8 protein-coding genes and 1 tRNA gene are annotated in these 15,726 nt (G+C 40.7%); 3 read left to right on the top strand and 6 right to left on the bottom strand.

Translation table 11 applies throughout. From position 1 onward, the window contains the following. Positions 1-5 precede the first annotated feature (5 nt). Complete coding sequence (locus KSP24_RS19840) at positions 6-2,903, bottom strand: 2-oxoglutarate dehydrogenase E1 component (protein WP_013370059.1); 2,898 nt, start codon at positions 2,901-2,903, stop codon at positions 6-8. 590 nt (positions 2,904-3,493) lie between these two features. Between KSP24_RS19840 and KSP24_RS19845 the strand changes: the two genes are divergently transcribed. Continuing rightward, on the top strand, positions 3,494-4,765 hold the full coding sequence (locus tag KSP24_RS19845; protein WP_040101805.1) for an MFS transporter: 1,272 nt from the start codon (positions 3,494-3,496) through the stop codon (positions 4,763-4,765). Positions 4,766-5,005: 240 nt separating this feature from the next. Here the strand turns inward: KSP24_RS19845 and KSP24_RS19850 are convergent. Beyond that, positions 5,006-5,079: transfer RNA gene (locus KSP24_RS19850), tRNA-Pro, on the bottom strand. A gap of 130 nt (positions 5,080-5,209) precedes the next feature. On the opposite strand from KSP24_RS19850, the gene KSP24_RS19855 reads away from it, so the two are divergent. Next, complete coding sequence (locus tag KSP24_RS19855) at positions 5,210-5,518, top strand: hypothetical protein (protein WP_216976324.1); 309 nt, start codon at positions 5,210-5,212, stop codon at positions 5,516-5,518. Positions 5,519-5,563: 45 nt separating this feature from the next. Here KSP24_RS19855 and KSP24_RS19860 read toward each other — a convergent pair whose 3' ends face one another. Continuing rightward, complete coding sequence (locus KSP24_RS19860) at positions 5,564-5,968, bottom strand: hypothetical protein (RefSeq protein WP_137078134.1); 405 nt, start codon at positions 5,966-5,968, stop codon at positions 5,564-5,566. A gap of 284 nt (positions 5,969-6,252) precedes the next feature. On the opposite strand from KSP24_RS19860, the gene KSP24_RS19865 reads away from it, so the two are divergent. Continuing rightward, the gene (locus KSP24_RS19865) at positions 6,253-6,465 is read left to right on the top strand and encodes a helix-turn-helix domain-containing protein (protein ID WP_216976326.1); all 213 of its coding nucleotides are present in this window, start codon (positions 6,253-6,255) and stop codon (positions 6,463-6,465) included. 547 nt (positions 6,466-7,012) lie between these two features. On the opposite strand, the gene KSP24_RS19870 is transcribed toward KSP24_RS19865, so the two are convergent. The 3 genes from KSP24_RS19870 to KSP24_RS19880 form a co-directional block, all read right to left on the bottom strand. Beyond that, positions 7,013-7,729, bottom strand: a complete 717-nt coding sequence (locus KSP24_RS19870; RefSeq protein WP_137078133.1) for a hypothetical protein — start codon at positions 7,727-7,729, stop codon at positions 7,013-7,015. A 12-nt stretch (positions 7,730-7,741) separates the two neighbouring features. Beyond that, a complete protein-coding gene (locus KSP24_RS19875) occupies positions 7,742-13,564 on the bottom strand; it encodes an RHS repeat-associated core domain-containing protein (protein ID WP_330706026.1) in 5,823 nt (1,940 codons plus the stop codon). 544 nt (positions 13,565-14,108) lie between these two features. Beyond that, positions 14,109-15,584: a fibronectin type III domain-containing protein gene (locus KSP24_RS19880; RefSeq protein ID WP_216976327.1), complete on the bottom strand. Its 1,476-nt coding sequence runs from the start codon at positions 15,582-15,584 to the stop codon at positions 14,109-14,111. Between the last annotated feature and the right edge of the window lie 142 nt (positions 15,585-15,726).

Raw genomic sequence — 15,726 nt, forward strand, 5'->3', positions numbered from 1 at the left:
AGCCGCTACCTCCCCAGTGTAATATTGTTTTTGGAATCCTGCTTCAACGCCGATTGAATAATTCGCTGTTGTTCTAGGCTGTGTACTTGCTGATAACCGCTCGCCGGGCTGGAACGGTCCGGTCTGCCTGCGTAGCGAATTTCCGCTCCCTGTGGCACAACCTCCCGCAGACGAGGCTCCATATAACTCCAGGCCCCCATATTTTTAGGTTCTTCCTGAGCCCATACGAACTCCTTAACACGTGGGAAGCGACTAAAAATATTCCGAATTTCCTCTGCCGGGAAAGGATATAGCTGCTCCACACGAATAATGTGCAAACGCTCCTCTGCTTCATTCCCGTTTTTATCCTTCTCCAACGCTTCCTCCAGATCAATGGCAATCTTGCCACTGCACAGTACAATGCGCTCTACCCGATCCGGACGTGATCCCAGACCAGATTGCTCCAACACAGGACGGAATGTTCCCTCACTGAATTCAGAAGCAGGCGAAGCGACACGATTGTTGCGAATCAGGCTCTTCGGCGACATCATCACAAGCGGACGAGCTTCCTCACTTTCGCTTAATGCAGCCTGACGGCGCAGCAGATGGAAATACTGTGAGGCGCTGCTCAAATTGGCGACAGTCCAGTTATTTTGTGCAGACAACTGGAGGAAACGCTCCAGACGTGCACTCGTATGCTCAGGTCCTTGTCCTTCACTACCATGCGGTAACAGCATCACCAGACTGGACTTCTGTCTCCATTTGGCACGGCCAGCGGAAATGAATTGGTCGAAAATAACCTGCGCACAGTTGGCAAAATCACCGAATTGCGCTTCCCAAATGACCAACGTCTCAGGAGAAAACACGTTATAGCCATACTCGAAGCCGAGGACTGATGCCTCAGACAATGGACTGTTATGAATACTGAACGAAGCACGTGCTTCCGGCAATGTATGCAGCGGGCAATGGGTACGCCCGGTTTCAGGCTCATGCAGCACAAGGTTACGGTGAGCAAAAGTAGCTCGCTCTGCATCCTGACCTGTCATACGAATAGGCTTGCCGTCTGCTAGAATGGTAGCTAAAGCGAGTGTCTCCGCCAAGCTCCAATCTACCTTTTCACCCTCGTTCAGAGCGGTTTTTCTACGCTGTAAAATTCGTTCCAGCTTCGGATATACATGAAAAGCCTGTGGCCATTTGAGTAAATTTTCATTAATTTGACGCAGTTTTTTCATTTCAACCGCAGTACGGACCGGTGTGCTCTGATTCTTTTTCGCCTTCACAGCAGTAAATTCAGGCTCCTCCTCCGGTTGATTCTTCACATGCTCATGTGCTTCCTTCAGTCGGTTTTGGACCTTCTCAATGAGGCCAGCACTAAATGCTTCATCCACTATGCCCTGCTTCATCAGCTTTTGAGCATATAATTTGCTCACCGTTGGATGATTCTTTACCTTGCGATACACCAGCGGTTGAGTTGTTTCCGGATCATCGGATTCATTGTGACCATAACGACGGTAACCAATCAGATCAATCAGAAAATCCTTCTTGAAGCGATTACGGTACTCACCAGCCATACGAGCCGCTGCAATACAAGCCTCAGGATTATCCGCATTCACGTGTACAATTGGAATTTCGTAGCCCTTGGCCAGATCGCTGGCATAACGGGTCGAACGTGAATCAACACTCTCTGTCGTAAAGCCCAGACGATTGTTCACAATGATGTGCACTGTGCCACCATTACGGAAGCCGCGCAAATTGGTGAAATTGAGTGATTCGGCTACGATACCTTCACCCGGGAACGCCGCATCACCGTGCATAATAATGGTAGCTGCCTTGCTAACGTCCAGCTTCGGATAACCAGCCTCACTGCGATCTTCCTGTGCCGCACGCGAAAATCCCTGCACCACCGGATTCACATATTCCAGGTGACTTGGGTTGTTCGCCAATGTCAGACGGGCCTGGACGGCTTCCCCATCTTTTACAAAACGATCCGCACCCAGATGATATTTTACATCCCCAGTCCAGCCGTAGTTAATTCCAGTGGAACCTTCCGACGGAATCAGATCCTTATTCGGGGAATGATGAAATTCAGAGAAAATTTTGCTATAAGGCTTGCCCAGCACATGTGCCAATACATTCAGACGACCACGATGCGCCATCCCCATCAGGACATGACTTGCTCCTGCATTTGTGGTTAGACGAATAACCTCGTCGAGTACAGGGACAAGCACATCATTACCCTCAATGGAAAAACGCTTCTGCCCGACGAATGTTTTATGCAAGAACTCTTCGAACTGTTCTACTTCTACCAATCTGCCCAGCAACGACTTGCGTTCCTGTGTTGTAAGTGGCTTGGAGGACCAGCCGGATTCTGCATAGCTGTTCAGCCAGCGGCGTTCCTCCTCGTTATGAATATGACTAAATTCATAGGCAATCGGTCCTGTGTATGCTACACGTAGCCGTTGAATGGCTTCCCACCCGTTCAGTGTTCCCGCTGGAGCGTTATCCCATATTAAAGAGGCTGGAAAAGCCTTTAGGTCTTGTTCAGTTAAACCGTAAGATGCTGGATCAAGCAGACGTGTATCCTGCTCTGCATCCAGTCCCAGTGGATCGATTTGGGCGGCCAAATGTCCGTATTCACGGATATTCCACACCATTTTGCCCGCTGTAACCGCTTTCTGCAATGTGTTCGAATCAAGGTGCCCCAAAGCATTTACGGGGGGGCCTTGTAATTTGTTGTCTATCATGGAAGCAGCCGAATATTCGGATTGTGGCGGCTCGCCCCATTGATCAAACAGCTCGCGGTAAGCCGGATCAACCGTTCCGGGGTCCGCTACATACTTTTCATACTGGTCCTGCACATAACCTAGATTAGGTCCGTAATACGTCTGCCAAGGTACCTGTCTGCTGCTCTCTTCCATTGTCATCTCGTTCCCTCCGTCAAATTTTGAAATTCATAGCTGGACGGAAATCATTTTCATTTTGTCGTTTTGTTAAATCTCTAATTTAAGCAATTCACATTATGTTCACATTATATGAAATCCATGATCAAAAGTCGAATTTCACAGTGCTTATTTCTCTTTCATTGTATAAAGTTTTCTAGCTATGAGCATTTCCTTTTTCTCAACATATCCATGCGTAAATGAGATGAATCGGGCTATTCTGTAATTCTGTAGTCTTTATCATTTAAAGATCTAGGATGTGATATAAACGGATATCCTAATCACGAACTTAAATCTGTGACTGGTATATAAAAGTAATCGCTATAAATGGCGAGGATTTAGCTTAATTAAGATTGGAGATTGACACCCTTTTGTGATTCAGAAATCAAGCACATGGCAACTTAAATAACCAGCTGTCGGATATCAACCGATGGCTGGTTATTTAAGTTGCCGATACGATGCAAATTCAAACTTAAAGTGACATTAAAGTCACTTTTCTGTACAATTTTCCTACTTTTCACTATTATTTTACTTAGGCATCTAAAAACCGCTTTGAAAGCGAAAGGGATGGAACTGTGACTGGACTAAAACAAATACTCAGAAACAAGAATTATGTCAGATTTTTTCTGGCAACCTTCGCCTCACAAATGGGAGGAATTATCGGAGTTACTGCATTCATGTTTTATTTGTTGAAACGGTTTACAAATCAGCCTTACTATGCAACACTTGCCGAGTTAATGTATTCGCTCCCGATGCTGGTAGTATTTCTCGTGGTTGGAGTGCTGGCAGATCGGATGGACAGACAAAAAATTGCTGTTAATTGTGACTGGATTAGCGCCTTTTTATCCTTATGCTTGCTTGTTTTTATTTGGATCGATTCGATTCCTTTGGTATTTGCCCTCCTCTTCATCCGTAGTGCTGCCTCCAAGTTTTTCTTTCCAGCCGAAAGTGCCATTATACAGGGGATATTAAGCGAAGATGATTACACCATTGCCGCAGGCCTCAATCAAATGATGGGGAGTCTTTTCATGTTATTTGGAGGAACTCTGGGGGCCGTCGTTTACTGGCACTTTGGAATTACTGGAGCCATCCTCATTGATGCTATTTCTTTTATTGTGTCTGCACTGCTCATTCGTTCCTGCAAAATTCCCAAGGAAGTACGCCTTCCGAACGGTGCACATCAATTCAAACAATTAAAATTCAAACTTGTCATGATTGATTTTAAACAAGGGTTTCTTTACATATTACGCAACAGACTATTGCTTTGGTTGGTTTCAGGCTTTTTTATGTTCGGTATTTTAAATGGTGGTTTTAGCGTTTTACCGATGTTTATCCTTAAATATAAGCTAGCTCCAGGCAACTATGAGCAGTATATGGTTTGGACAGGTATTATTTTTGGAGCTGGTGTGTTGCTTGGTACACTAATCGCTTCGCTCATCTCCGCCAAGCTAAAGCTACACCAAATGATTGCAGCCGGAGTTCTGGTAGCTGGAATAGGCATGTGCATACTTGGTTTTGTTAACCACCTCTATGCTTTTATGATTATCAATTTTGTCATTGCACTGATCCTTCCGTTCATTAACATTGGTATAGGAGGATGGCTGCCTCGTATTGTAGATCCTCAAATGATGGGACGTGTGCAAGGTTTGATTAATCCGTTAATGATGCTGTCCCAGTCTCTTACATTAGGTTTCATTGCTGTAAGCTTTCCTTCATTTATTTCAATTGAGCTCTTGTTTTTATTAGTTGGGGTCTGTACCGTTATGGTAGGCATATACTACACTATTGTGCTTCCCCGTTATGCTGATTACAGCACTTCTTCTAAGGCCCTTCAGGAATCTTTATAGACAAATAAAAAAATCATAAATGGCAGCATTGAGAGATTGTTGATTTGCCACTTTTGCTTCCGAATCCCGTGCAGAAGTGGCTTCATCCTATCTCCCCTCAATACTTCACAAGTACATACATTTGTTGTATACGACTATCTCGTCAAAACCAAGTAGAGACAAAGACCGATAGAGTATGTAATATACAAAAAAATGCCCGACAGGCGCATTATCTGCACCAGCAGGACATTTGGATTATAATCGGAGTAGCGGGATTCGAACCCACGACCTCGCCCACCCCAAGGGCGCGCGCTACCTAGCTGCGCTATACCCCGATAAACCAGTGTATGTAAATCGTTTCTGTTATTTACCATTATAATCTGGTCACAAAAACCTGTAAAGGCATAATTTAGTCAGAATAACAAAAAAAATATAAACCAAAATCTGAGATCACAGGAGCTATCCATGCAGAGCAAAAAAATAATTATCGGAGCAGTAGTATTACTTTTTTTAGTACAGCTAAGCATTCCTATGTGCTTCACCTTTGCACAGGATGAACTTGTCATAGATCAAAAAACGAAAGAAAGAATAGCAGAGCAATATGGCTTGGAAGAATCTCAGCCACCTGCATTAGAGCAGCAGCAAAACATATTATTCGGAGCTGATTGGGGATTTAGTTTTACTGTTAGTGCTGTTGTGCAGGACTTAATTAGCTTAACTCACGACCCACTTATATTTATTAGTCATCAATTAATTCATTCGCTAAAATCATAAGCCTTTTTTCATATTTGGAAAATTCAATAATGTAAAACATTAGGATCATTTTTTTGTAGCAAGTTGCCTGCTGCCTGGAGTCATTTCATCCTTTTTTAAGAGGTTTAATTCAATGGGGCCCCTTCCATATAACCACAGCAGTTCATCGAATAAAAATGTCAGTCCATCCTTCGCGCGTAAGCGTTCGATAATCTCCGTGACAACTTGCATAACTTCCCCTTGTACACCCTCTGCCAGTTGCAAGCCTCCGCTCTCTCCATCCAGGTAAAGATGCGTATGATATGACTGCTCCACCTTCTTCACATGGCGCAAACTCAGTATGCCATTTTCGAGGTAAAAGAAATATTGACAGTCATAAAGAACTCCTTCAAATATCTCATACATATGAGGGTAATCATACGGCCCCTGTACCATGGATACCCGCTCCAATTCTATTACCGATTCTGTCATACATCCTCGCTCCATTCCTTTGTTCAAAGTTTATTATTTGCCAATAAGCTTTCTTTTACAGGTAGTTTTTCAAACTAGGCTGTTGAACGATAATTAATTGCTAATTGCAAAACCTTTTGATACGATAAGCATATTACTATGACGTTCACAAATAACATTTCAACAAACTAAATGCACATTACAGTGTTACTTTTGTTGTTTTCAGAATACATCCAACAGTGTTTATTGTCAATACTTTGATGTTTCTTTTTAACACTATAGAATGCATTAAGCTGGAGGAAAATATGATAAAGATTCATCTTTCCCGTATTATGGGTGAAAAACGGATAAATATTGCCAAGCTTTCCCGCATGACTGGATTACATAGAAACGGAATCACCAAACTTTACAACGAAGAAACAGACGGTGTGAAATTTGATACGCTGGATAAAATCTGTAAAGCTCTAGATTGCCATGTTCAAGATGTTATAGAGTATGTAGAGGATGATACAAATTAGTAAAATGGCACTTCTCTTGTTATGAGAAACTGTTTCAATTAGGTTTTCTAAAAGCTGCCTTTCAATGCAAATGTCCGAATTGACTATCCAACGCTGAAATACACTTTGTAGAACCCTTGCGTACTTCCTGATGAGCTGATCGAATACTTGCCAGAAGACGACGAAGAGAGCCGTTAATATGCATACGGCTCTCTGTTCTTTATATAATACCCAAATGCTTGTTTACCGTTCTTCCCACTCAAATTAGATTCGAAGATCAAACTCCCTTCTTGTCAGGCGATTTTAAATAAATTAATCCCATATATTCCAAATAATGTATCAGGATTATGTTGTCCCTTTAAATTATTATTCTCCTTCTTTTAGTTCTTAGTTCTCTTGCAAACCTATATCAGTCGGTCTAGTAGTCCAATTCTCCTTAAACTATATAAGGGAGAAAGAACCATACAGAAAAATAATCTGAGTGGTTCTTTCTCAAACTCACTGTCAAAGAATTATCTTAGATCAACACATGCATCTTGCTCCCAATATAACCTTATTATATTATATTCTATTTGCCTTGAAGACTTTTTACCGTTCCAGCAATTGCCTGGTACGACCTCACGATAGATTCATATTGAGGGTTACTAGTGAAATTATTAATAATTTTATAGGGTTTTCTATTAAAATTATTGATTCCCCCTACGTTCTTAATATATGGACCATAATTTTGGTCATAGTCCCATTCTCCATCTAACGTGTGAATAAACAATTCTCCTAAGAAATAGCTTGCTAATAGAAGTGTATCCTCTGTCGGTTCCGCACTTAGCAAAATTTCAATGGTTTTTAATGAATTCTCGTCTTTAAAGTTAAGGTTATTTATCTCTACAAATGTTTGTAGCTTCTCCAACCATTCTTCATCTAAAAAATTAGCGGGAGGAAGCGTACCTTTAGGAACATTCTCTTCAAACCATTTTAGAGCATATTGATCAATAATCTTTCCTAAGTTTATAAAAATTTCTCTTAAAGACTGTTCATCCTCATAATAATGAAATTTTTCCATTTTAGTCCCATCAATAAAATAAAAACTATAAACCCATACTGCCTCGGTCATAAACATTATTCGAATCGCATTCTCTGACCAATTACTTTTATCAATTTGAATCGTTTCCTTGAATCCATTGACTATCCTAGTGAAAATCCATGTATTATTTAAATGCTCATATTCAAAATTCAAATTTTTCAGTTTCTTCCCTATGGTTTGTTTAATAATATTTGATATTTTCACGCAACATCCTCCTTATAAGATAACTGGTACGCGCATTCTTGGAACAGGAAGAAATCCTCCTCCATTGGATGAGTTACCACTTGGCCCCGGCATACCATTAGGCAATGGGACTCCATCAGGGTAATATTCAGCAGAAAAAAATTCTTTGATTTTATCCCAAACCGTTCTTGTAACTGGAACTCGTTCATCCAAATTTTTGTCCCTACGATTTCTTTCACCATAATATATCATCCCCTGATCATTTGGATAAGTATAGTAGGCGATTTCCTTTTTTGCATTATATGGACTTGGGATAGAAAGCCCATTTGGATTCCATTTACTACCTACATATGCTTGACTCTCTACTCCTCTGAAACCATTTGTATTAATTCCATCAATATACTTTTGCAATTGTTTTCTACCCTTTTTATTCAATTCTAAACTCTTTTCCTTACTCCAAGATACTGGCTTCAATTCGTAGACCTCATAAGTGTCGGTGCCTGTTTTTAAAATATAATCCGCATAACCTAACTTTCCATTGGCTAACCTAATAGTTTCCTCAGTATACGCTAGTTCTTTTCCTGTTACATAATTAACAAATTTAAATATAAAGCCTAACGATCTATGTGCATAAACACCATAACGATCGCTCCCAAACTGTGGAAGATGGCCGGTTGGATCGCCATATTTAAGTGGGTTATTTAACACATACGTATACAAGTTCAAGCTCAGAGGGCTATTGAAATCCCCCACATACGTATCCTCATTGATAAATCTTCCACTATCAGGATCATACCATCTGGCTCGCAGGTATTGTAATTCCGTTGTATCATCCCACAGTTCGCCAGAGTAACGGAATGGATTATGGACTTTTTCTTCCTTGACCTCTTCATTGCCCCATACATCATACTGATATTGATTCAGCAAGGCTCCAGATGAATCTCTGATTTCAGTAATATCTCCGTGACCATTATAGACTGGATAGGCTTCCGATTGATCCGCATAGGTTATAGCGTCTAATTTCAGACCTCGAATATAATTAGCTTTTAAAACAGGCTTTCCATTTTCAATCGTAGCTTCTGCTATGATTTGTGCACTGTTTCCATCGTAGTAGTATCGGGTATGAACACCATCCTGTATACGGTCTGTGAGTAATCCATCCCCGTTGTATCGGTACTCAACAAGTTTTCCGTCAACCTTGACTTGAGTCAATCGGTTCTGATCGTCAAAGCTGTTCTCACGTGGCTTCGTATGAGGAGGTCTCTCCGTTTCCATCGTGAGACGATTCCCTCTGGCATCATACGAATAAGCATCCTGATTTTCGGTGGAGGTAGCAATCCGATTCAGCTTATCATACGTAAATGAATCCTCTACACCATTATGAGTACGTTTTGTAATATTCTTAACAGGATCGTAGCTATATTGAAAGCTATTGATTTCCGCATCGGATTGTGTATGTTTTAATTCAACTAATTCAATCCCGTTATATTTGTTTTGCTGGCGATAACCATTTGCAGATACTGTTGAATCCAGCAATCCATTTTTGGTGTACGAATATTCCGAAACAGGCTTATCTTTTGTGTTGCCTACGGTCTTCAATCTGTTCAATTGATCATACGTATAGTTTACTTGCTCGCCAAATGGTCCTGTCATTTCGGTCCGATTCCCATTAGCATCGTACTGATTAGAGAGCTTTAGACCATCCGGGTAAGACAAGGTGTTCAGTTGCTCCGTATACGGATCATACGCATAGGATGTTGTACCCGTCTGATCTGTCATACTTAAGCGTTTGCCCGCAGCATCGTATACATAGCTGACCGTTTCATCTTTTCCTACACGCGACTTCAATCGATTACGGCTATCGTATTCAAAAGAAGTGACATTCCCGTTGCGGTCTGTTTTTTTGGATAAGTTCCCGTTGGTATCAAAATAACGCTTCTCAACCTGGTTTTCCTCATCTTTAGTTTGAATTACTCTACCCAGTTCATCATACGCCTTCACCTTGACATGACTATCCGGATACGTGATCTGAGTGAGATTACCCAGCATGTCGTATGTGTAGTTTGTCGTTTCACCGTTTGGCTCCGTCACAGATGTTTGGTCACCCAAAGCATTATATGAAAATTGAGTCTCATTACCATTGGCATCGGTTTGTTTTAAAATCTGATCGCTTACAGCATCATACTCTATCTTGGAAGTTGTTTTCTCAATACCGTCCATTGCTGATTTTTCTTTGTTTTGCACCAGACGATTCCATTTATCGTAGATTTGAATTTGTTCATTAAGCTCGCCATCTCGTTGAGTTACTTGACGAAGAGCATCATTATACTCGACTACTGCTTGTGATCCGTCCGCGTAGGCTGTTGACGTTGTACGGCTCCAAGCGTCATAGCCATAACGTGTCAGGTGCCCAAGCGCATCTTCACTGGATACTAATCTGCCATTAGCGTCATAAGCTGATTTGGACTTAATCACGTAATCGTTACCTTCATACAGCCCTGACTCGATATTCCAACCCAAAGCATTGTAACGTGTTTTTGTTCGTATCCCCAGCTCATTCGTAACCGTTACGGTGTTCTCAAGATCATCGTAGGCAACACGGATACTTTTACCGTCCGGATAGGTTACAGCCTTTACGCGATCAAGAGCATCGTATTGATACCCAGTTTTCTGACCTTTCCCATCCAACGAGGAAGTGATTAAACCAGTTGACTTATCATACTCTGACTGAATGGTTACAATAGATTTTTCTCCATCAATATTTGTAACCCCTACAGTTTGTCGCGTAGGAAAAGCATAATCGTAGGCTGGGCTGTAATCCGTTGTTGTGGTCACGGACTTGTTACCATTTGCAATCGTCTGAATCTTTGTATTTCCATAAGCATCGTAAACTGCGTAATTTACTTTTTGTAGTAATTCTCCCCCGGAATGATCCTTTGAGACGACAACCTGTGTTACTTTCCCTTGTGGGTTTCGAGTGTACTCTGTAACTCCAGTGCTTTTGGAATCAATCGGTTCTGTAATTGTTTTAATCCTATGCTTGTCGTCATAGGTATACTCCGTTTGTGAACCTTTTTCATCCACTGAGCTTGTCATATTACCGTAATCATCATACTCAACAGCCGTTGTCAAAACGTCTCCATTTTGATTATTGCTGGACGAAGTGCGGGTTGGAACAGGTACCGTATAAGCTTTGCCTGTCACCTGCTTGTTGTATTGATAAGCTGTACTCTTTTCAGAGTCTCCTGCTTTAACCACAGATTGATCCAGGTAATACTGTGGTGGCGTTTCTGCACTAATAAACTTTTTAGTATAATTGAAGGTCGAACGAACTAATCCATTGTCTGTTACAGTAGAGAACGAAGAATCTTTCACATAGCTCTCAGCCATATCAGAATTATAATGAATCGTTTCCTGATTATAGTTTTCCGTTCGATTATTTTGATATGTGATTTGATCTACGCGTGAGACCGCTCTATATGCCTCGTTTACCGAATTGGAGCCAATATAGCGTTTTACTGGCTGGTCTTCGTAAGTATACAAAGTAGAGGCTCCTGTAGGATGAAAGACTTTGGTTAACAAAGCATACGGATTAGAGATTTGTCTTTCTGGATGTGACGCACTCAAATTAAACTTGGCCGGTGCTAATGTATAGGAATATGTCGTTTTTCTGCCTGCAGCATCTGTCACGGAATCCAGTAATTCAACACCTTGTTCTGTATGTTTATGATAGACAACTGTGCGGTTTCCTTTAGACAAAGTAACGTCTGTAGCCGTATATTGAATATCAATCGAGTTGCCGATTGCATCTTCTACCTTACTAAGCAATTTGCGTTTATAAGTAGCATTGAGTTCATAATTGAACTTTATCGTGTTATGATATGCATCTTCAATTTGCAGCAACTGCCCGTCTTTGGAGAAATATTGTTTTTTCATTCCATCAACAGAAGCTAATACATAGGCTGAATTTTCTCCATTAACTGTTACTGAAGTATCCGGAGTGAAACTCAGTCCCTTCCAGTCGTAACCTTTGAGTTGGTCGCCCTCAATTTCATAGCTGCCACCATCCCCCAAGTGTATGTACTGCTTGCCCTCTTTGGTTTCTACATAAGGTAAATTCCAGGACCACCCCTTGCCAAGAGGGCTCAATTGATCTTCCAAGGCAGGATAGGTACGGTTTTGAAAAATAAATGAAGGTTGATAGGCTACAATCTCAGCAAAGACCGTAGCATCCGCATCTGCTGCAATATAATATTTATTCCCATCGTCACCCGGAATTTCAGCCTGAGGATTACTGTTGATTAAATCCCTGTAATGCTCAGCCTCAGCAATGGTTGTGAACAGTGCTGTCTGTCGGCGAACAGCCGTTTCGAGACCCTCTGAAACAATTGTTTCAATTTGCGGCGATCCTTCCATGGTAAAGGCTGTTCTTGTCCTTCCACCTTTTCCGTTGCTAGTCCACTCGCTATAACCAATATCGCTGGTATAACCAGGCTTAGTAACGGTTCCGCTATAATCTTGCCTCCATTCTCGGGTATCATACCCTGGTTTTGAAACAGATCCTTTGTAATATTTAGTTCCTGATACATAGCATATAGAATTTGCTCTAGAACTATCATAACTTGGACAAGTCGAAGAATAATAAGTATTGTAGGCATAAAGTGTCCCACTAAATCCATTAGCAGAAGAGTAAGACATTGAATTACCACAATTTGTAATACTACTACCAGAATAGTACCCTTGTGAGTTGTAAGATCCCATACCAAAAAAACTACACGAATCAACTGCACCCATAGAAACAGGCTGAGATTCGCTCCCAGAAATAACATAAGGTGAACCACTTTGAGAAAGAGTCCCTTTAAATCCATGATGATCATATTTTATGGAACTAACAAAATCATTTCTGGATTTACTTCTTCTATAATCTGTTTCTGTTCTGGATTCCGAAGGTGTAGTATAGGTTATTTTTTGTCCCGCCGCTTGACTAGCAGCTTCATAAGTTGTGTATGTGCCTATAACTTTTGTTTCCGGCTGAAGATTATAGGTATTAACATCAACATTTCCATCACCGTCTGTGTCCTCTTGCACCCATCTTTTTTGCTGATAGGCTACCTTATACGACTTGGTAACAGGTTTCATCATTGCCTTAAAGTACACATAATAATTTTGCACAGCAGTACTGTTGTCAACAATTTCAGCGCCTTTGTCAAAAAATTGAGCACGATTTGTATCATATTGACGCGTCAAAGAAAAGCCTAGTCCGTTTCGTCCAGGCAGAGTTAAATCTGTGTTTTGCAGCGATAGACTGCCTGATAAAGTGGATATCGATTCTTTATCATCGCCAACAGAATAAGGAGCTTCATTAAAAGAAGATTTATTGTAAATTGGCGCTTCTTCTCTAATAGGTGGAAGCTGCGGTACATTTGCCATGAGACTTTGTTTCAGAAAGTCCATTTTATTTTTATATACATCATCGGTGACTGTGTTCGCAAGATCAGGGTCATCTGTCGGATAAACATCATCTGTAACACTATGAGAAATCAGGTTATCTAATGGAGCATCCGATAGCTTATTATATACGTCACTTGTTACAGTCTGTGACTGGTTTTCCTCTGAGGGAAATAACGAAGCTACTGCCTGCTCATAGCTTATATGATCCTGCTCAGCCATATATAACGCTGTATAAATTTGATTTAATGAATACCCTTTTCTTAATTGTTCCGAAAGAAAAGATGATGTGACTCCAAATCGGGCAGCCAATTGGTCCGTCGAATATTGCGAACTGTCATTTCCTGCACCGAACACATTTGGAGGAACAATGCCGCTAATTGTACTGAAAATAAATATGATAATCATGATCTTTGCTATATGACGCCTTATTGTTCTAAATTGCAAGTTCTTCTCTCCATTCCAGACTTAAAATTGAGTTACATACCTATCATTTATTCACTTTTATAAGCTGTATCAAGTTACCGTTAGAGTCATATTGATATTGGAAAACTACCTGACCATTACGATAAACACCATAGTTAAAGACTCCAACATCATCAGTAGATGCTCCCCTAGTTAGAATAATACTGTTCGGCGTAGGTCTGAAGCCTGTTAATTTCTTAGGTTAGAAGGCTTGTTATATCCTTGGGCAAATCATTAATAGCTGGTATACGATCCAATCTTCCGTTAAGCTGTGCTTTGTTACAACGATTAGGTTTCCGTAATTATCTGTGCAGCAAGCAGAAATAGTCGTATTTTCGCACACTTAAAATGGGTTGTTATATGGAACGGCACTTGTTTTAACTTCATCACTAGCATAGGTTCTCAGTGCTTGTGATGAATCCACTGGCTATTGGTGTCCCAATCGGTTTATAAATCTTATCCTCAATTTTCACTCAATGCGTATATCTTATGGGTTAACAATTGTTGTTTTAGTCAAATTGCCATTTTTATCATATGTGTATACTATTTTCTTACCGGACTCATATATAATACTGATCAGGCGACCAGTTGTATTGTAAACATATGTGTACTGCTTAGAAGCCTTTTTCTTAACTAAGTTGCTGGAATCAGATTCATTGCCTGCACTATCCCGTGCACGAACCATAAACGTGTATTCGATTTTAGAATTTAAAGCATTAATAACATAGTTGGTTTCGGTTGTGGTTCCTACAAGAACATTATTTTGGTAGATGTTATAACCAGTTGAATTCTCGTTGCCTGTTAAAGGAGAACTCCAAGATAGTTTTGCTGAAGTGTTGCTTAGCATTTTGATCTGTAAACTCTTAGGTGCCTCCAAAGGTTTTACCTGCTTTGGCAAGTCGTCAATGGTAACTTCTACAGGTACAGTTGCTGTTCCACCTTTTGAACCCATTAATCTTCCCCACGTGTATATGTGTGACGAATTACTTACTGCCATACTTGTTGATCCTCCAGCAGCTATCGAACTAATACCAGACAAACTTTCAATTTGCTTTGGTACAATTCCATAAATACTTCCACCCCATGCAACAACTGTCCCATTTTCTTTTAATGCCAAACCAAAAGAATTTCCCAATGCAAGTTGTTTAACAGACTTTAATGTATCAATTTTTGTAGGTACGGATTTACTAACCTTAGTCCCGTCCCCTAACTGACCAACTGAGTTAGCTCCCCATGTCCAAACATTTGACTGGTCATCTATGACAGCTGCATAAGAAGCCCCAATATAGATGTGTTTCACTTTGACAGGAATTTTAAGTTGTGTCGGAACATCGCTGTCACCCTCACCGATTCGATAAAAAGGGTTACTCCCCCAACCCCATACAGTACCATCCTTTTTTAAAACAACAGTTGTGTCGCCCTTAACCGCTATTTCAACTACATCCTTTAGATTCGGCACTTGAATAGGTTCAGTTCTTGACTTTGTATCTCCGGTACCAAGTTGTCCCCTATCATTTACTCCCCATGTCCAAACAAAGCCATCTTTAGTTAGCGCTACGTTGAAATCTCTCCCAGCCTGAATAGCAATAACATCCGTTAAGGATGTAATTTTAGTAGGTAGATTACTGGCTTCGGGCCACTGCAAGATGACTCCGTCTGCTGTTAAAACTAAACTATGAAATTCACCCACAGCTATATCCACAGCATTGGTTACAGACGGTACAGCACCCAAGTCAGACATAACTCCAATATTAGGTCGACCCGTTTGTCCTCGATCGTTCAAACCCGCTGACCATACAGAATGATCGCGACCTAAAATTAAAAAGTGTTGGGTTCCAACAGAAATCTTATTTAATCCTAATTCAAGATTCTCCTCGGCAAAAATGCTTGTGTTACTCGATAATAATGAGGAAGATACAAAAATAATAAAACATAACATGAAATTACAAATCCCTTTTTTCATCGACTACTCCCATTCTGCTATCCATGATTCTTTGCAATATTGCCTTTCGTCTCCTTTGTCCTAAGATTAGCCTTCCATTTATTACATGTAAATTTTTGAATAGCCTAATTATTATCAATGATTTCACTTTATAAAGATAGCC

The organism is Paenibacillus sp. AK121, assembly GCF_019042715.1.
In the GTDB taxonomy this organism is placed as follows: domain Bacteria; phylum Bacillota; class Bacilli; order Paenibacillales; family Paenibacillaceae; genus Paenibacillus; species Paenibacillus polymyxa_C.